Source organism: Streptomyces sp. CA-294286 (assembly GCF_050947155.1).
In the GTDB taxonomy this organism is placed as follows: domain Bacteria; phylum Actinomycetota; class Actinomycetes; order Streptomycetales; family Streptomycetaceae; genus Streptomyces.
On the sequence record NZ_CP192005.1, the window covers coordinates 3,228,713 to 3,253,797 of the forward strand.

General features: G+C 71.5%; 24 protein-coding genes, 1 tRNA gene and 1 riboswitch. Of the genes, 15 read left to right on the forward strand and 10 right to left on the reverse strand.

From position 1 onward, the window contains the following. Window positions 1-203 precede the first annotated feature (203 nt). From ACQPZG_RS19140 to ACQPZG_RS19155, 4 genes are all read left to right on the forward strand, one after another. On the forward strand, window positions 204-1,493 hold the full coding sequence (locus ACQPZG_RS19140) for an ABC transporter substrate-binding protein (RefSeq protein ID WP_433546949.1): 1,290 nt from the start codon (window positions 204-206) through the stop codon (window positions 1,491-1,493). Between the two features lie 262 nt (window positions 1,494-1,755). Then, window positions 1,756-2,040, forward strand: coding sequence for a DUF3263 domain-containing protein (locus tag ACQPZG_RS19145; RefSeq protein ID WP_433549465.1), 285 nt, complete (start codon window positions 1,756-1,758; stop codon window positions 2,038-2,040). Between the two features lie 271 nt (window positions 2,041-2,311). Further along, window positions 2,312-3,169 (forward strand): trehalose-phosphatase, encoded by an 858-nt coding sequence (gene otsB, locus ACQPZG_RS19150; protein ID WP_433546950.1) that lies wholly within the window; start codon window positions 2,312-2,314, stop codon window positions 3,167-3,169. Window positions 3,170-3,237: 68 nt separating this feature from the next. Further along, window positions 3,238-3,311 (forward strand) — tRNA-Met (locus ACQPZG_RS19155). Window positions 3,312-3,463: 152 nt separating this feature from the next. Here the strand turns inward: ACQPZG_RS19155 and ACQPZG_RS19160 are convergent. The 4 genes from ACQPZG_RS19160 to ACQPZG_RS19175 all read right to left on the reverse strand — a co-directional run bounded on the left by ACQPZG_RS19160 (window position 3,464) and on the right by ACQPZG_RS19175 (window position 6,642). Then, window positions 3,464-3,847, reverse strand: a complete 384-nt coding sequence (locus tag ACQPZG_RS19160) for a hypothetical protein (RefSeq protein WP_433546951.1) — start codon at window positions 3,845-3,847, stop codon at window positions 3,464-3,466. 82 nt (window positions 3,848-3,929) lie between these two features. Beyond that, entirely contained in the window at window positions 3,930-5,345 is a 1,416-nt protein-coding gene (locus ACQPZG_RS19165; RefSeq protein ID WP_433546952.1) for an alpha,alpha-trehalose-phosphate synthase (UDP-forming), read from the reverse strand. 30 nt (window positions 5,346-5,375) lie between these two features. Then, entirely contained in the window at window positions 5,376-5,633 is a 258-nt protein-coding gene (locus ACQPZG_RS19170) for a hypothetical protein (protein WP_433546953.1), read from the reverse strand. Window positions 5,634-5,694: 61 nt separating this feature from the next. Next, on the reverse strand, window positions 5,695-6,642 hold the full coding sequence (locus ACQPZG_RS19175) for a glucosyl-3-phosphoglycerate synthase (protein ID WP_433549466.1): 948 nt from the start codon (window positions 6,640-6,642) through the stop codon (window positions 5,695-5,697). A 164-nt stretch (window positions 6,643-6,806) separates the two neighbouring features. Next, window positions 6,807-6,934, forward strand: a riboswitch (SAM riboswitch). Between the two features lie 14 nt (window positions 6,935-6,948). On the opposite strand from ACQPZG_RS19175, the gene thrC reads away from it, so the two are divergent. The 6 genes from thrC to ACQPZG_RS19205 all read left to right on the forward strand — a co-directional run bounded on the left by thrC (window position 6,949) and on the right by ACQPZG_RS19205 (window position 13,398). Then, window positions 6,949-8,232, forward strand: coding sequence for a threonine synthase (gene thrC / locus ACQPZG_RS19180; RefSeq protein WP_433546954.1), 1,284 nt, complete (start codon window positions 6,949-6,951; stop codon window positions 8,230-8,232). Window positions 8,233-8,261: 29 nt separating this feature from the next. After that, on the forward strand, window positions 8,262-8,537 hold the full coding sequence (locus tag ACQPZG_RS19185; RefSeq protein ID WP_433546955.1) for a MoaD/ThiS family protein: 276 nt from the start codon (window positions 8,262-8,264) through the stop codon (window positions 8,535-8,537). A 412-nt stretch (window positions 8,538-8,949) separates the two neighbouring features. After that, complete coding sequence (locus ACQPZG_RS19190; protein ID WP_005315736.1) at window positions 8,950-9,153, forward strand: cold-shock protein; 204 nt, start codon at window positions 8,950-8,952, stop codon at window positions 9,151-9,153. A 356-nt stretch (window positions 9,154-9,509) separates the two neighbouring features. Beyond that, window positions 9,510-11,132, forward strand: a complete 1,623-nt coding sequence (gene groL / locus ACQPZG_RS19195) for a chaperonin GroEL (RefSeq protein WP_185029316.1) — start codon at window positions 9,510-9,512, stop codon at window positions 11,130-11,132. A gap of 141 nt (window positions 11,133-11,273) precedes the next feature. After that, a complete protein-coding gene (locus ACQPZG_RS19200) occupies window positions 11,274-12,695 on the forward strand; it encodes an alanine/glycine:cation symporter family protein (protein WP_433546956.1) in 1,422 nt (473 codons plus the stop codon). A 109-nt stretch (window positions 12,696-12,804) separates the two neighbouring features. Further along, window positions 12,805-13,398, forward strand: a complete 594-nt coding sequence (locus ACQPZG_RS19205) for a Uma2 family endonuclease (protein WP_433546957.1) — start codon at window positions 12,805-12,807, stop codon at window positions 13,396-13,398. Window positions 13,399-13,458: 60 nt separating this feature from the next. Here the strand turns inward: ACQPZG_RS19205 and ACQPZG_RS19210 are convergent, their stop codons facing one another. From ACQPZG_RS19210 to ACQPZG_RS19220, 3 genes are read right to left on the reverse strand one after another with little or no spacing between them, the layout of a single operon-like run. Further along, window positions 13,459-14,988 (reverse strand): PTS transporter subunit EIIC, encoded by a 1,530-nt coding sequence (locus ACQPZG_RS19210; RefSeq protein WP_433546958.1) that lies wholly within the window; start codon window positions 14,986-14,988, stop codon window positions 13,459-13,461. Window positions 14,989-15,029: 41 nt separating this feature from the next. Beyond that, window positions 15,030-15,980 carry an N-acetylmuramic acid 6-phosphate etherase gene (gene murQ / locus ACQPZG_RS19215; RefSeq protein WP_433546959.1) on the reverse strand — a complete coding sequence of 317 codons (951 nt, stop codon included), beginning with the start codon at window positions 15,978-15,980 and terminating at the stop codon, window positions 15,030-15,032. Between the two features lie 11 nt (window positions 15,981-15,991). Beyond that, complete coding sequence (locus ACQPZG_RS19220) at window positions 15,992-16,927, reverse strand: MurR/RpiR family transcriptional regulator (RefSeq protein ID WP_433549467.1); 936 nt, start codon at window positions 16,925-16,927, stop codon at window positions 15,992-15,994. A gap of 190 nt (window positions 16,928-17,117) precedes the next feature. Here ACQPZG_RS19220 and ACQPZG_RS19225 point away from each other — a divergent pair, with 190 nt between their 5' ends. After that, window positions 17,118-17,471 carry a hypothetical protein gene (locus tag ACQPZG_RS19225; RefSeq protein ID WP_433546960.1) on the forward strand — a complete coding sequence of 118 codons (354 nt, stop codon included), beginning with the start codon at window positions 17,118-17,120 and terminating at the stop codon, window positions 17,469-17,471. Window positions 17,472-17,499: 28 nt separating this feature from the next. Continuing rightward, on the forward strand, window positions 17,500-17,772 hold the full coding sequence (locus tag ACQPZG_RS19230; protein WP_433546961.1) for a DUF4031 domain-containing protein: 273 nt from the start codon (window positions 17,500-17,502) through the stop codon (window positions 17,770-17,772). A gap of 214 nt (window positions 17,773-17,986) precedes the next feature. Here ACQPZG_RS19230 and ACQPZG_RS19235 read toward each other — a convergent pair whose 3' ends face one another. Next, the gene (locus ACQPZG_RS19235) at window positions 17,987-19,201 is read right to left on the reverse strand and encodes a Cmx/CmrA family chloramphenicol efflux MFS transporter (RefSeq protein WP_433546962.1); all 1,215 of its coding nucleotides are present in this window, start codon (window positions 19,199-19,201) and stop codon (window positions 17,987-17,989) included. Between the two features lie 180 nt (window positions 19,202-19,381). Here ACQPZG_RS19235 and ACQPZG_RS19240 point away from each other — a divergent pair, with 180 nt between their 5' ends. Beyond that, window positions 19,382-19,603, forward strand: coding sequence for a hypothetical protein (locus ACQPZG_RS19240; protein ID WP_433546963.1), 222 nt, complete (start codon window positions 19,382-19,384; stop codon window positions 19,601-19,603). 57 nt (window positions 19,604-19,660) lie between these two features. Continuing rightward, window positions 19,661-20,173 (forward strand): NUDIX hydrolase, encoded by a 513-nt coding sequence (locus ACQPZG_RS19245; RefSeq protein ID WP_433546964.1) that lies wholly within the window; start codon window positions 19,661-19,663, stop codon window positions 20,171-20,173. 192 nt (window positions 20,174-20,365) lie between these two features. On the opposite strand, the gene ACQPZG_RS19250 is transcribed toward ACQPZG_RS19245, so the two are convergent. Together ACQPZG_RS19250 and ACQPZG_RS19255 are read right to left on the reverse strand one after the other, a co-directional pair. After that, window positions 20,366-21,016, reverse strand: a complete 651-nt coding sequence (locus ACQPZG_RS19250) for an HD domain-containing protein (protein ID WP_433546965.1) — start codon at window positions 21,014-21,016, stop codon at window positions 20,366-20,368. Window positions 21,017-21,521: 505 nt separating this feature from the next. Continuing rightward, window positions 21,522-23,831, reverse strand: a complete 2,310-nt coding sequence (locus tag ACQPZG_RS19255; protein WP_433546966.1) for a heavy metal translocating P-type ATPase — start codon at window positions 23,829-23,831, stop codon at window positions 21,522-21,524. Between the two features lie 319 nt (window positions 23,832-24,150). Between ACQPZG_RS19255 and ACQPZG_RS19260 the strand changes: the two genes are divergently transcribed. After that, the gene (locus tag ACQPZG_RS19260) at window positions 24,151-24,840 is read left to right on the forward strand and encodes a copper homeostasis protein CutC (protein WP_433546967.1); all 690 of its coding nucleotides are present in this window, start codon (window positions 24,151-24,153) and stop codon (window positions 24,838-24,840) included. The last annotated feature ends 245 nt before the right edge of the window (window positions 24,841-25,085 follow it).

The following is a 25,085-nucleotide window of genomic DNA, read 5'->3' on the forward strand; positions in this document are numbered from 1 at the left end:
TCGCCCTGCTTAGCAGCCCTTACGGGATTTGCGGAAGGTGTTGCGTAAGAGATACCCAAGTGGTGTAGACCGGGTAGTCGTGCGTGAGGGAAAATCACAACTCATCGCAACTCATGCGGACAAGGGTGTCGGTAGGATGCGCGGGCCTCATGAGGGCGCCGTACACACTGGCGCAAAACGGGCAGATAAATGAGCATCAGAGGGTGGAACGGGCTGTGCAGCGGCGCTACTTGGGTCTGACCGCGGCGATAGCCGCACTTGCTGTGGCAACGACCGTCGCGGGTTGCGGCAGTCTCGGTGTCGGCGGTTCCGACGAGGTGACGCTGAAGTTCGTCGCCGCCGACTACAACCTCGACGGCGGCGACGGCACCAAGAAGTACTGGAACAACCTCGCCCGCGAATTCGAGACGAAGAACCCGGGCGTCAAGGTGGACGTCGCGATCCACTCGTGGAACGACGTGGACCGCAAGGTCGCCGAGATGGTCAAGGCCGGCAAGGCCCCCGACATCGCCCAGATCGGCGCATACGCCGACTACGTGGCCGACGGCAAGCTCTACGCCGTCGAAGAAATGGTCTCGATCCCCACCCAGGCCAACTTCCTGGCGCCGCTCGCCAAGGCGGGCGAGGTCGACCGCATGCAGTACGGCATGCCCTTCGTCGGCAGCACCCGCCTGATGTTCTACAACAAGGACCTCTTCGAGAAGGCCGGCATCGACTCCGCCCCGAAGACCTGGGACGCCCTCGCCGCCGACGCCAAGACGCTCAAGGAGGAAGGCGTGAAGTACCCCTTCGCGCTTCCGCTCGGCCCGGAGGAGGCGCAGGCCGAGACCATGAACTGGATGCTGGCCGCCGGTTCCGGCTACACCGACGACATCGGCGCGTACTCGATCAACTCCGCCGACAACATCGGCGCCTTCACCTTCCTCAAGGACAAGCTGGTCGGCCCCGGCCTGACCGGCCCCGTCGCCCCCGGCAAGCTCAACCGCAAGGAGGCATTCGCGGCCTTCGCGAAGGGCGAGGTCGGCATGCTCAACGGCCACCCTTCGCTGATGCAGCAGGCCGAGAAGAACGGCGTCAAGTACGAGATGGTGCCGCTGCCCACCAGGGACGGCAAGCAGCGTTCCGCGATGGGCGTCGCCGACTGGATGATGGGCTTCAAGCAGAACGGTCACCGCAAGGAGATCGGCAAGTTCCTCGACTTCGCCTACGAGGACGCGAACGTGCTGGCCTTCGCCGAAGAGTTCGACCTCCAGCCGGTCACGCTCACCGCGACCGACAAGATGCTGGCCGACAGCAAGCACCAGAAGACCCGCAAGTTCCTCGACGCGATGCCGACCGCGAAGCTGTACCCGGTGGGCAAGACGTCCTGGGCGAAGGTCAGCGAGAACGTCAAGCAGGAGATCGGCGCGGCCGTCGAGCCCGGCAACACGCCCGGTGGCGTGCTGGGAGCGCTGTCGCGGGAGGCGGCGGCGGTGGACAGCGCGCAGCAATAGGCTGGGAGGCATGGACGTGCCTGAGCCGAACCAAGAGGCGCCGGAGCGGCCGGGCGTCGAGCCGGAGGGGCGACCGGGCGCCGAGCCGGAGCAGCGCCCCGAGGTCGATGAGCGGCTGGGCGCTGAGCACGAGCGGCGACCGGACGTCGAGCCCGAGCGGCCCGGCGCCGAGCCGGAACAGCGATCTGACGCCGATGAGCGGCCCGTCGTCGGGCCCGAGCTGCACGGCGTCGGGCCCGAGCCGGACGGCGTCGGGCCCGAGCTGCACGGACAGGCGTCCGAGCCGTACGAGGGGCCCGGTGACGCCGAGGAGGCGGATGCCTCGGGCCTCTCGGCGCGGGAGCTGGCGGTGCTGGGTGTCGAGCGGCAGGGCTGGGCCGGGCCCGGGGCCAAGGAACGGGCCGTCCGCGAGCAGCTCGGCATCTCGCCGACGCGCTACTACCAACTGCTGAACGCGTTGCTGGACGATGCGCGGGCCGTCGCGCACGACCCCGTGACGGTCAACCGCCTGCGCCGGATCCGCGAGGAGAGGCGAGCGCGCCGCTGAGGCGCTGCCCGTACCTGCGGCTCGGGCTCGTCCGGGCCGCTCGGGTCCGAGTGGGTTGTCCCCACGCCCCGTGCGGTCCGTTCCCGCGCTGCGGTCGGCTCTTGTCCGTGCCGCTCGGGTCCGCGCGGGTTTCCACCCCGTCCCCGTGCGGTCCGTCCCCGCGATGCGGCCGGTTCCCGTTCGGGCCGTCCGGGTCCGGGTGGACCGTGCGACCGCGTCCTCCACCGGCCCTTCGGGGACCCTTTCGGGAGGGCCCCGGTAGGGTCGGCGTATGGACACTTTCGCCGTACCGGAACCGTCCACGCCCGCCGGGCGCGACGGCCTCGCCGCGATTCTGGCGGAGCCCCGCCGCTCCCTGGTCGCCCTCGACTTCGACGGCACGCTCGCCGACATCGTCGCGGACCCCGAGCAGGCCCGCGCGCACGCCGATGCCGTCCCCGCGCTCGCCGCCCTCGCCCCGCAGGTGGCGGCCGTGGCCATCGTCACCGGTCGCCCGGCGAGCGTCGCCGTACGGTACGGCGGCTTCGCCGGAGTTCCCGGCCTCGACCACCTCACCGTTCTCGGCCACTACGGCGCGGAACGCTGGGACGCCGCCACCGGCACCGTCCGGGCCCCCGACCCGCACCCCGGCATCGACGCGGTGCGCGCCGAGCTGCCCGGCGTGCTCGACACGCACGGGGCGTGGCGCGGCACCTGGGTGGAGGAGAAGGGGCAGGCCGTCGCCGTCCACACCCGGCGCGCCTCCGATCCGCAGGCGGCCTTCGACGCGCTGCGCGGGCCCCTGACCGAGCTGGCCGCCCGCCACGGGCTGATCGTCGAGCCGGGACGCATGGTCCTGGAGCTACGGCCCCCGGGCGTCGACAAGGGTGTCGCCCTCACCGAATTCGTGCACGAGGTCGGTGCGACGTCCGTGCTCTACGCGGGCGACGACCTGGGAGACCTCCCGGCGTACGGGGCCGTGGAGAAGCTCCGCTCCGAGGGGGTGCCCGGCCTGCTGGTGTGCAGCGGAACGGCCGTACCCGAACTGGGAGGCAGGGCGGATCTGCGACTGGCCGGCCCGGCGGAAGTCGCCGGTCTGCTGCGGGCGTTGGCGACTGCGTCGGGTGCTTCGTCGCACGGCCGCGCCTGAGCCCGCACGGCCCGGCCGGGAACCGATTTCCCACCGCCGAGGAAACCCCGTAGTGTCGTGTTCACCGACGCGGGGTGGAGCAGCTCGGTAGCTCGCTGGGCTCATAACCCAGAGGTCGCAGGTTCAAATCCTGTCCCCGCTACTCACAGGACCGAAGGCCCGGAACTCGTCAGAGTTCCGGGCCTTCGGCGTTCCGCCCGTCATGCCCCGCCCGGTCCCCGGCAGCCCCTTCGGCAGCCCTTCCGTCCGGCCCTCGGCAGGCGCCTCGGCCCCGCCGTTCCGCGCCGGGCCCCGTCATCCTTCGCTGCGCACCTCCGTGCGGTGGTCGAAGTACGCCCAGGCGAAGATCCCGAGCGCTCCGACCACCACCATCGCCGCGATGTGGAGCGCCTGCGGCGCGCTCCGGGTGAGGAGGCCGGTGACTCCCACCGCCAGCCCGCCCCCCAGCGCCACCATCCGGCTGAGGAAGTGCTGTTTCGGGCTGAATCCGTCCCGCTCGGAGAACAGCCCCTCCATCGCCGCATGCGCGGGCCTGGCCGCGCCCCTGCGCTTCTTCGCCCGGTACTCCAGCGCGTAGCCGACCGCCAGGTAGAGCCCGAAGATCGCGCCGAACCAGGCCCAGTCGGATCCGTCCGTGTCGCCCCGCGCCAGCACGGCGTCCGTGACCGTCCCTCTCATTGGGAGCCCCCTTTCCCTGTGGGGCCGGGTTCCCTCGCCGCACGGTCACATGCGCCTCAAAAGCCTTCTGTGGAGCGGGAGTTCACGACCGCAGGGCTTCCAGCTGTTCGAGGAACCACTTCTGCGGGGGCAGTGCGGTCGCCGCCGACGCGAGGCGCTTCGTGCGGTGGTCGCGGTCGTCCGCGTCCATGGAGAGCGCCTCGTGGAGGGCGTCCGCGGTGCCGATCACGTCGTACGGGTTGACGGTGATCGCGTCGTCGCCGAGCTCCTCGTACGCGCCCGCCTCGCGGGACAGGACCAGGGCGCAGCCCCCGTCCGAGACGACCGGGATCTCCTTGGCGACCAGGTTCATGCCGTCGCGGATCGGGTTGACCAGGGCCACGTCGGCGAGTCGGTACGCGGCCAGGGAGCGGGCGAAGTCGTCCTTGACGTGGAGGACGACAGGGGTCCATGTGGGCGTGCCGTACGCGGAGTTGATGCGGTCGGCCGTGCGCTGCACCTCCGCCGTGTACGCGCGGTAGACGGCGAGGTCCTGGCGGGAGGGGTACGCGAAGGCGATGTGCACGACGTTCTCGCGCCACTCGGGGCGGGTGTCCAAAAGGTGCTCGTACGCGAGGAGGCCGCGGACGATGTTCTTCGACAGTTCGGTGCGGTCGACGCGTACGACCGTCTTGCGGGCGCCGTCGCCGCCGACCTGCTCGCGCAGCGAGACCAGGCGCTCCTGCACGTCGTCCCGGTGGGCGCGCTCGCGCAGGAAGTCGGCGTCCGCGCCGAGCCCGTGCACGCCGATCCGCTTGCCGTCGAGGGCCTCCTCGCCGAGGTGCTCCAGCGCGCACGCGGTGAACGCGTCGGCCCAGCGCCGGGTCAGGAAGGCGGCGCGGTCCGCGCCCAGGACGCCGCGCAGCAACTGCTCGGCGATGTCGTCGGGGAGCAGGCGGAAGTAGTCGACCGGGGCCCACGGGGTGTGCGAGAAGTGGCCGATGCGCAGGTCGGGGCGGAGCGCGCGGAGCATTCCGGGGGCCAGGCACAGGTGGTAGTCCTGGATGAGGACCGCCGCGCCCTCGGCCGCCGACTCGGCGAGCGCCTCGGCGAAGGCCCGGTTGTACGCCTCGTACGCCGCCCACTGCTCCCGGAACCCGGCGTCGAAGACCGGCTCCAGCGGGGTCTGGTACAGCATGTGGTGGACGAACCACAGGACCGAGTTGGAGATGCCGTTGTACGCGGCCGCGTGGGTGTCCGCGTCGATGTCCAGCATCCGTACGCCGGGCTCGCCGACGCCGCGCCGCACCGCCTCCCGGTCGCCCTCCCCGAGCGCCGAGCACACCCACAGCGCGTCCGCGTCCGGGCCGATCGCGGAGAGTCCGGAGACCAGGCCGCCGCCGCCGCGCTTGGCGGTCAGCTCGCCGTCGTCACCGAGGGTGTACGACACCGGGCCGCGGTTGGACGCGACGAGGATCTGGGCCTTGTGGGTCTGGGCATGGTCGTGCGCGGAGGTCATGTGGCGAAACCTAGCCGGTAAAGGTTCCCCTCAAACGTGCGTACGGCACCCCGCCCGCCGTGAGCACGGCCTGCGCCGGCTCCGTACGGACGCGGCCCCCAGCGCGCCGAGGCCCGCGAGGGCCGCCGTGCCCCCGGTGGCCAGCCACAGTTCCCGGTGGTCGGGGTCGCTGCGGGCAGGCTGTCCGGGCATCCCGGGCTCGTGGGCGGACGCGAGCGGAGCGGCGGCCATCAGCGCGGTGGCGGCGAGAAGGACACCGGACGTGCGGAGAGGGCGGAGGAGACGCATGGGGCGACCATCGGACACGGAGCGTGACGGGCGCGGTCACGCCACGCGAGCCCACCCGCGATTACGCCGCATGCCGCGCCTCGTACTCGGCGATCTCCCGCATCGGCGGCCGTTCCTCGGCGTCCACGGGGTGGGTGCGGGGGACGAAGACGCCGTCCGCACGCTCGAACTGGGTCAGCGACGGGCGCAGCAAGTGACCGCGGGAGAGGCGCAGTTGCGCGGTGCGGTAGATGGCGGCGGCCATCCGGCCCAGTGCCTGGCCGTCCTGGTGGCGGTGGACGCGGACGCCCACGTCGACCTGGGCGAGGGCGTCGAGGCCGACAGTGTGCAGCGAGTCGATGAGGAGGCCGATCTCGACCCCGTACCCGACGGGGAAGGGCAGGCGCTCCAGGAGTGAGCGGCGGACCGCGTACTCGCCGCCCAGCGGCTGGACGAAACCGGCCAGCAGCGGCCAGTGCAGGTTGAGCAGCGGGCGGGCCATCAGCTCGGTGACCCGGCCGCCCTGACCGGCTGCCCCGTCCAGCGGACGGTCGTACGTCGCCTTGACGAACTGCACGTCCGGTTCGGTGAGCAGCGGGCCGACGATCCCCGACACGAACGACGCGTCGAAGTCCCTCAGGTCCGCGTCCACGAAGCAGACGACGTCGCCGCCGGTGACCAGCAGGGAGCGCCACAGCACCTCGCCCTTGCCCGGCACGGCCGGAAGGCGCGGCAGGACGTCGTCCCGGTGGACGACCCGGGCCCCGGCGTCGGCCGCCGCCCGCGCCGTTCCGTCCGAGGAACCGGAGTCGATCACGACCAGTTCGTCCACCAGGGGGGCCCGCGGGCCCATCAGGTCGCGGCGGATCGCGGTCACGATCGCCCCGACCGTCGCCTCCTCGTCGAGTGCGGGCAGGACGACGCTGACGGTGGTGCCGCGGGCCGCCTTCGCGGCGAGCAGCCACTCCAACGGGCGGTCGGCAGCCGCCCACGACCGCGTGCCCAGCCAGCGCTCCACCTCTTCCAGCACCTCTGCACTCCCGATTCTGTGATCCATCTCGCGTTCCGGACGACTGTCTCAAGCCCCCGGGGGTTCGGTTACAGTCTTGAACAACGCGGACGACCGGCGCATGCCGGGGTCGTCGGCGCCCACAAACACCCGGCCCGCTCACGCGGGGCAATCCGGAGTCACAGCGCTCATCCAGAGGGACTGAGGGAAACGGCCCGTCGAAGTCCCGGCAACCCCCCTGCCGACCGCGAGGTCAGGCCGGGAAGGTGCCAATTCCGTCTCGCGGCGAAAGCCGTCGCGGGGAAGATGAGGAAGGACCTCGCCATCATGGCTGTGCAGACCACCGAAGCCACCACCACCGTCGACCTCGGCCCCGCCGCGGCCCTCTCCTGCCGCGAGTGCGGAGAGCGCTTCGAGCTCGGCCCGATCTTCGCCTGTCAGCTCTGTTTCGGCCCGCTGGAAGTCGCCTACGACCTGCCCGCCGAGGGCCCCGAGGAGCTGCGCAAGCGCATCGAGGCCGGTCCGGACAACATCTGGCGCTACGCCCCCCTGCTGCCCGTCCCGGCCGACGTCGCCGAGAAGCCCAGCCTGAACCCCGGCTTCACCAAGCTGGTCAAGGCCGACAACCTGGCCCGCGAGCTGGGCGTCACCGGCGGCCTGTACGTCAAGGACGACTCGGGCAACCCGACGCACTCCTTCAAGGACCGCGTCGTCGCCATCGCCGTCGAGGCCGCCCGCGCCTTCGGCTTCACCACCCTCTCCTGCTCCTCCACCGGCAACCTGGCCGGAGCCGTCGGCGCCGCCGCCGCGCGGGCCGGCTTCCGCTCCTGCGTGTTCATCCCGCACGACCTGGAGCAGGGCAAGGTCGTCATGGCCGCCGTGTACGGGGGCGAGCTGGTCGGCATCGAGGGCAACTACGACGACGTGAACCGCTTCTGCTCCGAGCTGATCGGCGACCCGCTCGGCGAGGGCTGGGGCTTCGTCAACGTCAACCTGCGCCCCTACTACGGCGAGGGGTCCAAGACCCTGGCGTACGAGATCTGCGAGCAGCTCGGCTGGCGGCTGCCGGACCAGATCGTCGTCCCGATCGCCTCCGGTTCGCAGCTCACGAAGATCGACAAGGGTCTTCAGGAGCTGATCGGGCTGGGTCTGGTGGAGGACAGGCCGTACAAGATCTTCGGTGCCCAGGCGGAAGGCTGCTCGCCGGTCTCCACCGCGTACAAGGCCGGGCACGACGTCGTGAAGCCCCAGAAGCCGAACACCATCGCCAAGTCCCTCGCCATCGGCAACCCGGCGGACGGCCCGTACGTCCTGGACATCGCCCGCCGCACCGGCGGCGCCGTCGAGGACGTGAACGACGAGCAGGTCGTCGACGCGATCAAGCTTCTGGCCCGTACGGAAGGGATCTTCGCGGAGACCGCCGGCGGAGTGACCGTCGGCGTCACGAGGAAGCTCATCGAGGCCGGGCTGCTGGACCCGACGCTCACCACCGTCGTGCTCAACACGGGCGACGGCCTCAAGACGCTGGACGCGGTGGCGCCGACCACCGGCCCCTCCGCGACCATCCGCCCGAGCCTGGAGGCGTTCCGCGACGCCGGCCTGGCCCGCTGAACCACCCCCGTACCGGAAGGCTGAACACCATGAGCGTCAAGGTCCGCATCCCCACCATCCTGCGCACGTACACCGGCGGCGAGGCCGAGGTCGCCGCCGAGGGCGCCACCCTCGCCGAGGTCATCGCCGACCTGGAGAAGAACCACGCGGGCATCGCCGCCCGCGTCCTGGACGACCAGGGCAAGCTGCGCCGCTTCGTGAACGTGTACGTGAACGACGACGACGTGCGCTTCGAGAGCGGCCTCCGGACGCCGACGCCGGACGGCGCGGGCGTCTCCATCATTCCCGCCGTCGCCGGCGGCTGAGCCGTACAACTGGCCGCACACCACCTCCGGTTGCCCCCTTCGCTCACAAGCGGAGGGGGCAATTCCGTAGGGTTGAAAGGGGTAGAGTAGGGGAAGCCCCGGTCGCCGCCCATGCCCCGTGCATATGAGAAGGCGACAAGATGCGGCGCGCGTGTTCGAGCCTTTTGCTGCCGATGCGCACAGTATGTCCGGCCCGACTTGCCCTGGAATATGGCCAGTTGACCGATCCGAGTGTTCGGCCCTGCCCAGAATTCACGTCCGATTGGCCTGTTGCAGAGGGCAGTTGGGCGGATACATTCAGCCGCGGTCGACGCGCTACGGCGCACACCTTCCACTCCTGTCGGAAGGTGGGGTCTGACCCGGGGCCGCGAAGTGCGGTCCCGCGCAAGGGCCAGTAATAGGGGAGTTAGGCATGGCTCAGGGCACCGTCAAGTGGTTCAACGCGGAGAAGGGGTACGGCTTCATCGCGGTCGACGGTGGTGCGGATGTTTTCGTCCACTACAGCGCGATCCAGATGGACGGCTACCGCACCCTTGAAGAGGGTCAGCGAGTCGAGTTCGAGATCTCGCAGGGCCAGAAGGGTCCGCAGGCGGACATGGTCAAGCTCGCCGTCTGATCTCGGCGCGATCGGCCACCGACGCACTCACCAGCACTCACGCACGCAGGGCCCGCACCCCGTCACCGGGGTGCGGGCCCTGCGTGCGTCCGGCCCACGAGGTGCCGCGACCCCCGGATCCGTGGTAGTCGCTTGCACTCTCCTATGCCGAGTGCTAATCATTGGCGTTAGCACTCTCCCCGTGAGAGTGACAGAAACTTGGACCAGGTAGGTGAGGTCCGAGGGGCGTGGGGGTAAGGATTCCCCCGCGCTCCCGGGCCGTCCGTCGCGGGCGCCGACCACCGGTCCGAAGAAATCCTCCCCCAAGCTCTTGAGGAGCAGGGGGTGCCCCCTACGTCCTGGGAGGACCACTTCACATGGCCAAGATCATCGCGTTCGACGAGGAGGCCCGTCGCGGCCTCGAGCGTGGCATGAACCAGCTCGCCGACGCCGTCAAGGTCACCCTTGGCCCCAAGGGCCGCAACGTCGTCCTTGAGAAGAAGTGGGGCGCGCCCACGATCACCAACGACGGCGTCTCCATCGCCAAGGAGATCGAGCTCGAGGACCCGTACGAGAAGATCGGCGCCGAGCTGGTCAAGGAAGTCGCGAAGAAGACCGACGACGTCGCCGGTGACGGCACGACGACCGCGACCGTCCTGGCCCAGGCCCTGGTCCGCGAGGGTCTGCGCAACGTAGCCGCCGGCGCGAACCCGATGGCCCTCAAGCGTGGCATCGAGAAGGCCGTCGAGGCCGTCTCCGCCGCCCTGCTGGAGCAGGCGAAGGATGTCGAGACCAAGGAGCAGATCGCTTCGACGGCCTCCATCTCCGCCGCCGACACCCAGATCGGCGAGCTCATCGCCGAGGCGATGGACAAGGTCGGCAAGGAAGGCGTCATCACGGTCGAGGAGTCGCAGACCTTCGGCCTGGAGCTTGAGCTCACCGAGGGCATGCGCTTCGACAAGGGCTACATCTCGGCGTACTTCGCCACCGACATGGAGCGCATGGAGTCGTCCCTGGACGACCCGTACATCCTCATCGTCAACTCGAAGATCGGCAACGTGAAGGACCTCCTTCCGCTGCTGGAGAAGGTCATGCAGTCCGGCAAGCCGCTGCTGATCATCGCCGAGGACGTCGAGGGCGAGGCGCTCTCCACGCTGGTCGTCAACAAGATCCGCGGCACGTTCAAGTCCGTCGCCGTCAAGGCCCCGGGCTTCGGCGACCGCCGCAAGGCCATGCTGAACGACATCGCCATCCTCACGGGCGGCACGGTCATCTCCGAGGAGGTCGGCCTCAAGCTGGAGAACGCCGGTCTCGACCTGCTCGGCCGCGCCCGCAAGGTCGTCATCACCAAGGACGAGACGACCATCGTCGACGGCGCCGGTGACAGCGACCAGGTTGCCGGTCGCGTCAACCAGATCCGTGCCGAGATCGAGAACAGCGACTCGGACTACGACCGCGAGAAGCTCCAGGAGCGCCTGGCGAAGCTGGCCGGCGGCGTGGCCGTCATCAAGGCCGGTGCCGCCACCGAGGTCGAGCTCAAGGAGCGCAAGCACCGCATCGAGGACGCCGTTCGCAACGCGAAGGCCGCCGTCGAAGAGGGCATCGTCGCCGGTGGTGGCGTCGCCCTCCTCCAGGCCTCGGCCGTCTTCGACAAGCTGGAGCTCACCGGCGACGAGGCGACCGGCGCCAACGCCGTGAAGCTCGCGCTGGAGGCCCCGCTCAAGCAGATCGCCGTCAACGGTGGTCTTGAGGGCGGCGTCGTCGTGGAGAAGGTCCGCAACCTGCCCATCGGTCACGGCCTGAACGCCGCCACCGGTGAGTACGTCGACATGATCGCCGAAGGCATCCTGGACCCGGCGAAGGTCACGCGCTCCGCCCTCCAGAACGCCGCGTCGATCGCCGCGCTGTTCCTCACCACCGAGGCCGTCATCGCCGACAAGCCCGAGAAGGCCGGCGCCGCCGCCCCGGGCGGCATGCCGGGCGGGGACATGGACTTCTGAGTCCAGCTCCCTCTGCTTGACGCAGTAGGCAGGTCCACTGGGGCGGTATCCCTTCGGGGTGCCGCCCCAGTGGCGTATCCGACGGGCATTCAGAAGGTTTCGGTTGGATAAACCCGGCCATAGATGCGCAAGCTGTGCCCCATGGGAAACCTGGACTCATTCATCATCGACGTCAACGACGTCTTCTGGAGCTATCTGCTCATCCCGCTCGTGATCGGCGCGGGCCTCTACTTCACGTTCCGTTCGAAGGTCGTCCAGCTGCGGATGTTCCCGGAGATGATCCGGGTGCTGGGCGACAAGGCGCTGCCCGACGCACGCGGACGGAAGTCCGTGTCGTCCTTCGGGGCCTTCACCATCTCGGCGGCGGCCCGGGTCGGTACGGGGAACATCGCGGGCGTCGCGGCGGCCATCACGCTGGGCGGGCCCGGCGCGGTGTTCTGGATGTGGGTGATGGCGACGGTGGGCGCGGCGTCCGCGTTCGTGGAGTCCGCGCTCGCCCAGCTGTACAAGGTGCGGGACTACGACGGCACGTACCGTGGCGGGCCCGCGTACTACATGCAGCGGGGCCTGGGGAAGCGGTGGCTGGGCGTGCTGTTCGCCGTCACCATCACGCTCACCTTCGGCTTCGTCTTCAACGCGGTGCAGGCCAATACGATCGTCTCGGTGGTCGGCGGGTCCTTCGGCGGCGACGCCCCGTGGCGGGAGCCGGTGATCGGCGTGGTGCTGGCGGTCCTGCTCGGCCTGGTGGTCTTCGGCGGCGTACGGCGCATCAGCAACGTCACGCAGGTCCTGGTGCCCGTGATGGCCCTGCTGTACCTGCTGCTGGGCGCCGTGGTGGTCGTCCTCAACATCACCGACGTGCCCCGGGTGCTGGCGGACATCGTCGGCGGGGCGCTGGGCTTCCGGGAGGTCGCGGGCGGCGCGATCGGCACGGCGATCCAGCAGGGCATCCGGCGCGGCATGTTCTCCAACGAAGCGGGACTGGGCTCGGCCCCGAACGCGGGCGCCGCGGCCGAGGTCTCGCACCCCGTCAAGCAGGGCCTCGTGCAGTCGCTGGGCGTCTTCTTCGACACGATCCTGATCTGCACGATGACGGCCTTCATCATCCTGACGACCACCCCCGACCTCGGGGGCGCCCGGCAGGGCGCCGACCTCACGCAGAGCGCCCTGACGTCGTCGCTGGGCGACTGGGCCGGGCACGTGCTGACGGTGGTCGTCTTCATGCTGGCGTTCAGCTCGATGATGGGGAACTACTACTACGGGCAGTCCAACATCGAGTTCATCACCGGTGACGACAAGAAGTGGGTGCTGCCCACCTACCGGGTGCTGGTCCTGGTGACCGTGTTCCTGGGCGCGCTCGGATCGGTGTCCATCGTGTGGAACCTGGCCGACGTGTTCATGGGCTTCATGGCGCTGGTGAACATGGTCGCGATCATCCCGCTCTCAGGGATCGCGTTCCGGCTGCTGGAGGACTACCGGGAGCAGCGGCGCATGGGCGTCGACCCCTTGTTCGTACGGGACCGGATGCCGGACCTGCGGGAAGTGGAGTGCTGGGAGCGGTGACCTCCGTGCGCGTCTCACTCGTACGTGGGACGCTTGCGGAAGTGGCGTACCGGCGTGCACATGCCTGGCTACGGTGACTCGTCCCGGGCCGAGGAAGAAGGGACTCGCAATGACTGCAGCGATGGTCGAGCACCACGAGGTGTCTTCGGAGGGGCCGTGGGACTACCTGCTGGAGACATGGCGTGTGCTGGACATTCCCGACGGATGGCGCGCCGAGATCGATGAGGGGCAGATCGTCCTGGTACCGCCGCCGAACAGGCATCACAACAGCATTGCCGCAGCGGTGCACCGTGCCCTCCTCAGTCGTCTCTCCGAAGACCTGGAGGTCTACCAGACACTGGGCGTGCACATTGCCCCGCTGGACAGGCTCTACGTTCCTGACCTCGTCGTGTTCTCGCGCGAGCTGGTGGAGGCCGAGGAAAAGGACCCCGTCGACGCCGCCGAAGCCCTCCTCGTCGTGGAGATCACCTCGCGCGGCAACGCCCGTGACGACCGGACCATGAAGCTGTGGGCGTACGCCCACGCGCCCGTTCCCGCCTACCTGCTGATCGACCGTTTCGACCAGCACGGGCCGACCAGCACCCTGTTCACGGAGCCTCAGAACGGTGCGTACAAGCACATGGACAGGATGCCGTTCGGCGAGACGCTGAAGCTGCCCGAGCCGTTCGGCACAGAGTTGGACACTGCGCGCTTTCCGCGCTGACGCACAAGGAGAGCGGTGCTCCCGGACAGGAGCACCGCTCTCGTTTCCTCAACGTACGGACTAGACGGCGACCGGCTCCCTCGGCTTCTCGGGGTCGGCCGCCGCTTCTGCCGCCGGTGTGTTCAGCTCCGCCAGCATCGTCTGCGTGAAGCCGAAGTAGTACGTCGCGGCGAAGCCCACCAGGTAGCCGACGAGCAGGCCGCCCGCGTAGACCGCGATCGTCGTGCCCAGGCCGTGGTTGCCCTGGAGGAGCGGGAACAGGGCCCAGCCCGACGGGCCGATGGCCGTCGAGCCCACCTTGTCGCCCAGCATCGAGAACAGCCCGACGAACGCCCCGCCGGCCGCGCCACCCGCGCACGCCGTGACGAAGGGCCGGCCGAGGGGGAGCGAGACACCGTAGATGAGCGGCTCGCCGACGCCCAGAATGCCGGCCGGCAGAGCGGACTTGATGGTGCCGCGGATCGAGTGGTTGTGCCGGAGACGGAGGTAGACCGCCGCCGCGCAGCCGACCTGGCCCGCGCCCGCCATCGCCAGGATCGGCAGCAGGACGGTGAAGCCCTGCTGCTCGATGAGGGTGGTGTGGATGGGGATGAGGGCCTGGTGCAGGCCGAGCATGACCAGCGGGAGGAAGAGGCCGCCGAGGACGAGGCCCGCGAAGGCGCCGGTGTGGGTCAGCAGCCAGTCCGCCCCGGTGCCGATGGCGGTGGAGACCTCACCGGCGACGAACATCAGGCCGAAGATCGTCACCAGTCCGGAGAGGAGCACGGTGAGCGTGGGCGTGACCAGCACGTCGAGCGACTCCGGCACCGACTTCCTGCACCACTTCTCGACGTGCACGGCGAGGACGGCCGCGGCCAGGGCGCCGAGGACCCCGCCCTGGCCGGGGGAGAGCGTGTTGCCGAACGCGTCGACCTTCGCGACGCCCGGGAAGACGATGATCGCGGCCACCGCCCCGCCCAGGATCGGCGTACCGCCGAACTCCTTCGCCGTGTTGAAGCCGACGAAGACGGCGATCAGCGCCATGAAGCCGGAGGCGATGGCGGCGAGCGCGGGGGTGACGGCGGGCAGCCACCCCAGGTTGATCAGCAGCCCGTTGAGGCCCGCGATGATGCCGCAGCCGATGAGGGCGGGGATCAGCGGGACGAAGATGTTCGCGATGCGGCGCAGGAACAGCTTGAACGGGGTGGCGTTCTTCGCCTTCCGTGCGGCCTTCAGCGCCGCCCCCTGGGACGCCAACTCCTCGGCGGTGAGAACGCGCTCGGGGCTCGGCGCGGGCATCGGCGCGGCACCCTCCCCGTTCTCTCCGGGGCCGGGCGCGGAGGTGTCCGTACGTTCCTCCGCCACCAACGCCTCGAACTCGGGGGTGACGCGGGCGACCGTGCCGGGTCCCAGCACGATCTGGTACGTGTCGTCCTCGACGACGCCCATCACGGACGGCAGCGCCTTGAGCGCCTCGTCGTCGACGAGTGCACGGTCGCGCAGGCCCAGCCGGAGGCGGGTCATGCAGTGGACGACCGAGGTGACGTTGTCCGCGCCGCCGACGAGCGGAAGGATCGCGGCGGCGGTGGCGCGGTTCTTGGGGTCAGCCATGGTGGAGTGCCTTGCTGTGCGGGTGGCGCTGAACAGGGGGGCTAGCGGGAGGAGCCGGCGTCCGCGGCGGAACGGAGCGCCGCGCGGAGGTGACCGTGCGCGTCGTCGAGCAGGGTCGTGGCGGTGGTGCCGTCGACGCCGCCGAGGATGATCAGGATGGCGTTCTTGACCTCCCCGTCGGCGGCGGTGAGCGCGGTTTCGATCTCGGCGTCGTCGGCTCCGGTGGCGAGGGAGACGATGCGGCGCGAGCGGGCGCGCAGCTTCTCGTTGGACGCGCGGACGTCGACCATCAGGTTTCCGTACGTCTTGCCGAGCCGGATCATGACGAGCGTCGAGATCATGTTGAGGACGAGTTTCTGTGCCGTTCCGGACTTCAACCGGGTGGAGCCGGTGAGGAGTTCGGGGCCGACGACGACCTCGATGCCGTGCTCGGCGGCCGCCGCGAGGGCGCTGCCCGCGTTGCAGGACAGCCCGACGGTGAGGGCTCCCGCCGTACGGGCGTGCTCGACGGCGCCGATGGCGTACGGGGTACGGCCGGAGGCGGAGACGCCGACGACGCTGTCCTCGGCGGTCAGCTTCAGCCCGTCGAGGTCGGCTGCCGCCAGCTCCTTGCTGTCCTCGGCCCCCTCCACCGCCTCGACCATGGCGGACGGGCCCCCAGCGATCAGTCCGACGACCTCGCTCGGGTCGGTGTTGAAGGTGGGCGGGCACTCGGAGGCGTCGAGCACGCCGAGGCGTCCCGCCGTACCGGCACCGGCGTAGATCAGCCTGCCTCCCCGCGCCATCCGTTCCGCGACGGAGTCGATCGCGGCGGCGATCTGCGGGAGCCGAGCTGCCACGGCCGTCGGAACGGTCGCGTCCTCGCTGTTCATCAGGGCGGCCAGCTCGGCCGTGGACAACCGGTCGATCTCGGCGAGTTCGGGGCGGAACGCCTCGGTGGTGAGGGTCTCCAGCTGGGCGCGGAGTTCGCCGTAGGGCGCGGTACTGGTCATGGCGGGGTTCCTTACCGGGCGGTGCGGGGGTCGTGGCGGTGGGCGAGTGCCTCGTACGAGGCGGCCAGCGCGGGGCCCGCCGTGTCGTACGTGCGCTGGGCGACGCCCACGAACAGGCAGTCCACGACGAGGAGTTGACTCGTACGGCTGGACATCGCGGCGGGCCGCAGCTCGCTCTCGCGGGCGGTGGAGGTGGTGAGGACGAGGTCGGCGTACTGGGTGACGGGGCTCTTGGGGCGGCCGGTGATCGCGATCGTCGTCGCGCCGTGCTCGAAGGCGACGCGGAGGGGTTCGATGGCGTCGGCGGTCGACCCGGAGTGCGTGACGGCGACGGCCACGTCGCCAGCGCGGAGCTGGACGGCGTTGGTGACGGCGAGGTGCGGGTCGGTGTGCGAGTGCGCGATCAGGCCGATGCGCAGGAGCTTCTGCGCGAGGTCGGCGCCGACCAGGGACGACGCGCCGACCCCGTAGACGTCGATGCGGCGGGCGGCGGCCAGGGCGGCGACGGCCGCACCGAGCTGGGCGGTGTCCAGACCGGCCGCGGTGTCGGCGAGGGTCTGCTGCTCGTCCTGTGCGAGCTTCGCCACGACGTCCGCGATCGGATCGTCCACGGCTATGTCGGCGGTGACGGCGGGCGCGCGCCCCGACTGCTGGTGGGCGGCGAGCCCGGCGAGAGCGAGACGGAGGTCCCGGTACCCCGGATACCCGAGGAGCCGGGAGGTCCGGACCACGGTCGCCTCGCTGGTTCCGGTCAGCTCGGCCAGCCCCGTGACGGTGAGCGCGGCACAGCCCGCCGGGTCGCCGGCGACGGTCTCCGCGACGCGCTGCATCGAGCGGGTCATGGAGGGGGCGAGGGTACGCACCTTCGCGGCGAGGGCGGCAGGCGCGGGGGCGGGCGTGGGGGTGGCCGTGGCACCGACAGGGACGTTGGCCGGGGCGGGGCGCACGTCCGGGGCGGCCTGGACCGTGGACGGGGGCGGCGCTGCGGCCGAACCGCTGGAACTTTCCTTCACTGAATCACTCACCACTGAAAGATATTTTCAGTCCGGGGGTGAGTCAATGGTTCGGAGGTCCCGAGGCGGACGGGGACTTCGGCCGGCCGCGCTGCCGCGCCGTCCGCCGCGCGACAATGGCCTCATGGACCCCCTCGAACAGGCTCTGCACACCGCCCGCGCCCAGGTCATGGCCGACCTGACCGCCCGCGACGTCGCGGACCCCGGCATCGTGTCGATCGTCGAGGACGCGATCGTGCACCGGCGCTGGTGGGTCGAGCAGTGGCCCGAGGGCGCCTCGTACGTGGCGGGCCTCGTAGCCCAGGACGTACAGGACGCCCTCCTGGAGAAGTACGGCCGCTGGCCGCTGTGCTCCGTCTGCCACGACGGCGACCCGCACGCCCTCGAAGTCGAACCCGAACTCGGCCCCGACCCGCACTGGGTCTGCACGAAGGCCGTCGTCGCCGTGTCCCCGGTCGGAAAGCTGCCGCCCGCATGACGACCCACCCCGGAAGGCGCACGCCCGCATGACCGTCTACATCGACCCGCCCACCTGGCCCGGCCACGGCCGCCTCTGGTCGCACCTGGTCAGCGACGTCTCGCACGACGAGCTGCACGCCTTCGCCGCCCGCATCGGCTGCCCGCCGCGCGCCTTCGAGCGTGACCATTACGACGTCCCCCAGACGCGGTACGCCGACGCGGTGGCGGCGGGCGCGGTGGAGATCGGCAGCAAGGAACTGGTCCGCCGGATCACGGCGGCGGGCCTGCGCCGCCGCAAGCACGGCTACACGGGCGGGTGACGGTCCGCGCGAGGCGGGTGACGGCCCTCGCGCCGGGCGGGTGGCGGTCCCGCGCGGGGTGGGTGACGGCCTGCGCGCGAGCCGGGTGACGGCCCTCGCGCGGGGCGGGTGCGGGCGGGGTACTCCGGGAAACGTCCGACTTGCTCGTGTCACCGGGCCATGGCGCGCGCACCATGTCAGATGGGGGCCGCCCGCGTCCCCACCCCGCCCGTACTTACTTCCGTACGGAGTCGGCCTCTCGTGCCGTCGGTGCGCCCGTCGCGATCACCCGCGACTGCGGGCCCGCGCCGCGTTGCCACCGCAGGGCCACCAGCACGCATCCCACCGCGACCACGGTCATGCTCGCGCCCGCCCACGCGGTGGCGGAGAAGCCCCAGCCCGCGTCGATGACCGTGCCGCCGAGCCAGGGGCCACCCGTGTTGCCGATGTTGAAGGCGGCGGTCGTCGTCGCCCCCGCCAGCGTCGGCGCGGCACCCGCCACGTTGAACATCCGTGCGTTCAGCGCCGGTGCCGTGAAGAACGCGGAGAAGCCGAGGGCGAAGGAGAGTGCGACCGCGACCGCCGCCGTACCGCCGAACAGGGCCAGCGCCACCAGCAGCACCGTCGAGGCGCAGATCCCGCCGATCAGCACGCCGAACGGCCGCGCGTCCGCGACCATCCCGCCCACCGTCGTACCGACCAGCGCCCCGAACCCGAACAGCCCCAGCACCCACGGCACCCACGACGAGTCCAGCCCGGCGACCTCGGTCAGCAACGGGGACAGGTAACTGAAGGCGCAGAAGACACCGCCGGCGGCCAGCGCCGTGATCGCGATGCTGATCAGCACCTGCCGGTCCCGGTAGATGCCCAGCTCGCGCCGCAGTTGCGGCTTCTCGTCGGGCAGCGGGATACGGGGGATCAGGGTCACGACACCGACCAGCGCCACCGCGGAGGCCGCGCCCACGGCCCAGAACGCCGAACGCCACCCCAGGCTCTCGCCGAGGAACGCTCCGGCCGGGACACCGAGCACGTTCGCGATGCTCAGCCCGCCGATCATCACCGCCATCGCCCGTGCCCGGGACGTCACGGGCACCATCGCGATGGCGACCGCCGCCCCCACCGCCCAGAACCCCGCACACGCGAACGCGCTCACGACGCGCGACGCGAAGAGCAGCTCGTACGAGGGGGCGAGCGCCCCCGCCACCTGTCCCAGCCCGAACACGGTGATCAGCGCGATCAGCGTCGTCCGTCGCGGCAGCCGCAGTGTCGCCACCGCGAGCAGCGGAGCACCCACCACCATGCCGACCGCGAAGGCGGATATCAGCAGCCCCGCCTGCGGAATGGACACGTCCATGTCGCGTGCGATCGGCGGCAGCAGCCCCGACAGCATGAATTCGCTCGTGCCGAGGGCGAAGACGGCGAGGCCGAGCATGTAGACGGCAAGGGGCATGCGGGCGCGGTCGCGCGGCGGGCGCGTGGGGCGCTCGTGATCGGAGGGTGGCATAACAGCGTTCAACAAGCCGTCCGACCCGGCCATTCCCGCGCCCGCCGCCCACCGAATTCGTCCACTTGAGAATGCTTTCCACTCCGTCGGCGCATAAGCGCGGTACGAACGGTAGAGGTATGGATCATGACTAGTGCACAGCCCCCCATCCCCGCCGCCGAAGAAACGATCCGCGCCCTCCGCGCGGCGCTCGACTCGGCTGGCCTGAACCTCCCCTCCGTCACCCTCGACCCCGCCTCCTGCGCACGCGAGGTACCCGCCCCGCTCATCGACCTGGGCCGCTGCGATGTGGAGACGGCGGGGCGGCTGGCGGAGATGGTGGCGACCTTCGTACGGGACCGGCGGTAGCGGGGCCCTGCGCGACGGGGCGGGCCGGGCGGGCGGGGGAGTGCCTAGGCTGCGGGGATGGGAGAGAAGCGAGAGGCGCCGCGCCGGGAGTCCGCGCGGGTGTTGGTCATCGACGAGAGGGGACGGGTGCTGCTGTTCCGGTTCCGGAAGTTCGGGGGCGGGACCGGGTACGGGTGGTGTGTGCCCGGTGGGGGTGTGGAGGCCGGGGAGACGCTTGCGGCGGCGGCCGTACGGGAGCTGTGGGAAGAGGCCGGGCTGCGGTTGGACGAGCGGACGCTCGGCGGGGCCGTGGCGGAGACCTCCGGGTACGCCGACCTGGGGTGGGCCGCCGGGGAGTTCCGGGACGTGTACTTCCGGTGCCGGGTGGAATCGTCCGCGTACGAGGTGGACGTGCGCGGGCTGGTCGGGGAGGAGCGGGACCACCACGCCGGTCATCGGTGGTGGTCGGCGGAGGAGCTCGGGGCCACCGCGGAAACCGTGTACCCCCTGGGGCTCGCGGGCCTGGTGGCGGATCTGGTGGCGGGGCGGGTGCCGGAGGGGGCGCCGGTCGTGCTGCCGTGGCATCACTAGGGACCCGCGTTCCGGGGCCCGGGACGGCTTCGGTGGTGCCCGGCGCTGCCGGGGGGCGGGTGGGCAGGTCGTGGGGTTGTCGGGGGCGGGTGGGGAGGCCGTCGGGTTGTCGGGGGCCGGGTGGGCAGGTCGTGGGACTGTCGGGGGCCGGGTGGGCAGCCGTCGGCCCGCCGCCCGAGCCCTCGCGACGGCTCACGGGGAGAGCAGCATCAGCTCCGTGGAGAGGTTGTGGCGGGCCGCGTCCTCCCACTGCCCGGTGCCGTACGGGGTGCGGAACAGGCGTGGCAGCGCGAGGAGTTGGGTGAGGACGGCGGCGCGACCCTGACGGAAGTCGGGGTCCGGCACGAAGGCGTACTCGGTGCGCACGGCGGAGGCGTAGGCGGCGTACGCCTCCGGGGGCGCGGCGAGGATCGCCAGGTCCGCGTCGCAGAGGGCCTCGCCGTTGGTGTCCTCGGGGTCCGGGTCGTGAGTGGCGGTGAGCCGGACCAGGCGGGCGACCTCGGCGGTGGCGGCGGAGGAGAGGCCCAGCTCGGGGAGGGCGCGCTCGGCGAGGCGGGCGGAGCGGTCCTCGTTGTTGTCGCGCTCCGGGTGGTACACGGCGTCGTGGAACCAGGCGGCGAGACGCACCAGCTCCGGGTCGGCGGCGTGGTCGGCGAGGGTGTCGAGATGGCCGAGGACGGAGGAGAGGTGGGCGAGGGTGTGGTAGTGACGCCGGGGCTCCGACCAGCGGGCGAGGAGGTTGGCCGCGTAGGGGGCGGGGTCCGCGGTGTGCCCGTGCCGGGCAGCCGTCACGGTTTCGGCCCACCGGCGGTGCAGGTCCTCCGCGTCGTGCGTATTCGTCATGCCCACAGTGTGCCGGGAGGGCGCCGCACGGGTGCTCCGCGACAGGGGGCGGCGGAGTGGCGGCGTGCGGCGGGGTGGTCGGGGTCGGGTCTTGTCCTTGGGGTGCGGGGTGCGGGGTGGGCCGGGGGCCGGTCTTGGCCTCCTGACCTCGGAGTGCCGGTAGGGCGCCGCACGTGTGCTCCCGCGACAGGGAGTGGCTGGGCTACGAGGCGGGCCGGGTCCGGGGCGAGCCGGGTCCGGGGCGAGCCGGGTCCGGTCTACGTCCCGGAGCGGCAGACGTGGGCGGGGGTGGCCGTGCGGGCCGCTCCGGGGCCGAGGGTCGCTCCCACGCGGTGGCCGCACGGGAGCGGGGCCCGGGGTCGCCCGGTAGCGACAGGGCGCGGACGGCCCGGACGGCCCGCCAGCGGCGGGGCCCCGGGTGGCCCAGCGGCCGTACGGGCCCGGACGGCCTTCCCGCGGTCGGGCCGCTTGCCCGCGGTCAGGCCGCGAGCCCGCGTGCCCGCGGTCAGGCCGCCTTGAAGCCGCGCAGCCGGAGACTGTTGCCGACCACGAACACCGACGAGAAGGCCATCGCGGCGCCCGCGATCATCGGGTTGAGGAGGCCCAGTGCGGCGAGCGGGAGTGCGGCGACGTTGTAGGCGAACGCCCAGAACAGGTTCGACTTGATCGTACGGAGGGTGCGGCGGGAGAGGCGGATCGCGTCCGCCGCGGCCCGCAGGTCTCCCCGTACGAGCGTCAGGTCGCCCGCCTCGATCGCCGCGTCCGTGCCCGTCCCCATCGCCAGCCCCAGGTCGGCCTGGGCGAGGGCGGCGGCGTCGTTGACGCCGTCCCCGACCATGGCCACCGAACGTCCGGCGGCTTGCAGGGACTTGACGGTGGCCACCTTGTCCTCGGGCATGACCTCGGCGATCACCTCGTCGATGCCGACCTCGGCGGCGACCGCCTCCGCGACCGCCCTGTTGTCGCCGGTCAGGAGGATCGGGGTGAGGCCGAGCGCCCTGAGCCGGGCGACCGCTTCGGCGCTGGTGTCCTTGACCGCGTCGGCGACCGTGAGGACCGCGCGGGCCTCGCCGTCCCAGGCGACGGCGATGGCGGTACGGCCGGCCGCCTCGGCGTCCGCCTCCCCGCGTTCCAGGGCGGCGGGGAGAGGGATCGACCAGTCGGCGAGCAGGCGCGTACGGCCGACGAGGACCGCGTGGCCGTCGACGACCCCCTGGACGCCGAGCCCGGGGACGTTGGCGAAGTCCTCGGGGGTGGGGAGGGTGCCACCGGTCCGCTCGACGGCGCCGGCCGCGACCGCCCGAGCGATCGGGTGCTCGGACGCGTTCTCCAACGCGCCGGCCAGACGCAGTACCTCGATCTCGTCGGCGTTGTCCGCGACGTGCACGTCGAGCAGGGTCATGCGCCCGGTGGTGACGGTGCCGGTCTTGTCGAGGACGATCGTGTCGACCTTCCGGGTGGTCTCCAGTACCTCGGGTCCCTTGATCAGGATGCCGAGCTGCGCGCCGCGCCCCGTGCCGACCATGAGGGCGGTCGGGGTGGCAAGGCCCAGGGCGCAGGGGCAGGCGATGATCAGGACGGCCACCGCGGCGGTGAAGGAGGCGGTCGCGCCGGCCCCGGCGGCGAGCCAGAAGCCGAGCGTGCCCAGTGCCAGGGCGATGACGACCGGTACGAAGACCGCGGAGATCCGGTCGGCGAGGCGCTGGGCGGCGGCCTTGCCGTTCTGCGCGTCGGCCACGAGGCGTGCCATCCGGGCGAGCTGGGTGTCCGAGCCGACCCGGGTGGCCTCGACGACGAGCCGACCGCCCGCGTTGAGGGTGGCGCCGGTGACGCTGTCGCCCACGCCGACCTCGACGGGTACGGACTCCCCGGTCAGCATGGACGCGTCGACGGCCGACGTGCCCTCGACGACCGTGCCGTCCGTGGCGATCTTCTCGCCGGGGCGGACCAGGAAGCGGTCCCCGGCCTGCAACTGGGCCGTCGGTACGGTGACTTCGGTGCCGTCGCGGAGGACGGTGACGTTCTTCGCGCCGAGCTGGAGGAGCGCCTTGAGGGCCGCGCCCGCCTTGCGCTTCGAGCGGGCCTCGAAGTAGCGGCCGGCCAGGACGAAGGCGGTCACCCCGGCAGCCGCCTCCAGGTAGATGTTCCCGGCACCGTCGCTTCGGGCGATCGTCAGCTCGAAGGGGTGTGTCATCCCGGGCATCCCCGCCGTGCCGAGGAAGAGCGCCCACAGCGACCAGAGGAACGCGGCCGAGGTGCCGACCGAGATCAGCGTGTCCATCGTCGCCGCGCCGTGCCGGGCGTTGGTGAACGCGGCGCGGTGGAAGGGCCAGCCGGCGTACGTCACGACGGGCGCGGTGAGGGTGAGCGCCAGCCACTGCCAGTTCGGGAACTGGAGCGCCGGGACCATCGACATCGCGATCACGGGGACGGCGAGGACGGTGGCGGTGATCAGGCGTTGGCGGAGGGAGACGAGGGCGGGGTCGGGTTCCTCCCGGTCCGCTCCCGCGCCGTCGTCCGTCGTACCGGATTCGGGCGGGGGTTCCTGGGGGAGGGGTTGCAGCGCCGTGTAGCCGGTCTTCTCCACGGTGGCGATCAGATCGCCGACCTGGGTGTCCTCGCCGTCGTACGTGATCTTCGCCTTCTCGGTGGCGTAGTTGACCGTCGCCTGGACGCCGGCCATCCGATTCAGCTTCTTCTCGATGCGGGCGGCGCAGGAGGCACAGGTCATGCCGCCGATGTCGAGTTCGACGTGGGCGGGGGACGCGGATGCGGCTGCCGATGACGGCTTGGGCGCCGGTGTCCGGACGGTCATGGTGACTCCTCTGGGGTGCGAGGTGTGGTGAGCGGTGCGTGCCGTGAGCTGTGCGCGCGAGTGGGTGGGGCCGACTCTCCCTCCTGCCGCTTACCCCTGGGGGGTATTATTGCGCTGAGTTCCTGTATACCCCCCTCCCCCATGTGAGGCAAGCGGAGCCCCTGTGCCCCCCGGGGGTATGAGTGACGGAGAAGGATGAACGGGAAACGCGTGCACGGAAGGTGCGCGGCCCGGTTGGGGCCTCTAGTCTGGGGATTGGACTAGACCTATGTCTGTTCGTGACCGTGTCGACCGATGATGGCGAAGGAAGCGGAACCCCATGAGTGAGCGTGCAGTCCTGGAGGTGATCGCCCTCAGTGCCGAGGACGCGGTCGCGGCGCAGGCCGGAGGGGCCGACCGGCTCGAACTGGTCACGGACATCGCTGCGGACGGGCTCACCCCGCCCCGCGAGACCTTCGCCGCGATCCGAGCCGCCGTGGACATCCCGCTGCGCGTGATGCTGCGGGCCGCGGACGGATTCGCGGCGGGCGACGTGGACGCGCTGGCCGAGAACGCGCGGGGGCTGCGCGCGGAAGGCGCCGAGGAGTTCGTCCTCGGATTCCTCGACGAGGACGGCAACGCGGACCTGGTCGCGATGGAACGGCTCGCCGCGGAGCTGGAGGGATGCCGGTGGACGTTCCACCGGGCGATCGACCGGGCGGACGACCGGGACGCGGCGCGCAAGCAGCTGGCGGACCTCCCGGGACTCGACACGTACCTGACGGCGGGTTCGGCGGAGGGTGTCGACGCGGGCCTGCCGACGCTGCTGAAGGAGGCCGGCCGGGCGGGCGAGCCCGGGTACGGGGCGCAGATCCTGGTGGGCGGCGGACTGCGCCTGGACCACCTGCCGCAGCTGAGGGCCGCGGGGATCAACGCGTTCCACATCGGTGGCGCGGCCCGGCCGGGCGGCTGGGCGGAGCCGGTGTCTGCCGAGGCCGTGGGGGAGTGGCGACGGGTGCTGGACGCCTGAGGTGACGCCCGGCCCGGGGCGGGCGCCCCTCCCCCTGCTGAAGCCGCCGGCCGGGGGGCCGGGGTGGGCGGGGGGAGCCGGGGGCCAGAGGGCCGGGGGAGGAGCGGGGCCGCAGACGGGCGTCCGCCTCGGCCCCCCGGCCCCTCCGCCCCCCCCGGTCCCTCGCCCCCCCGGCCCCTCAGCGCCTCGGGCAGGGGAGGGCGTGGCGGGCGCGGCCTCCGTCCGTCAGTGCCTCCGGAAGCGGA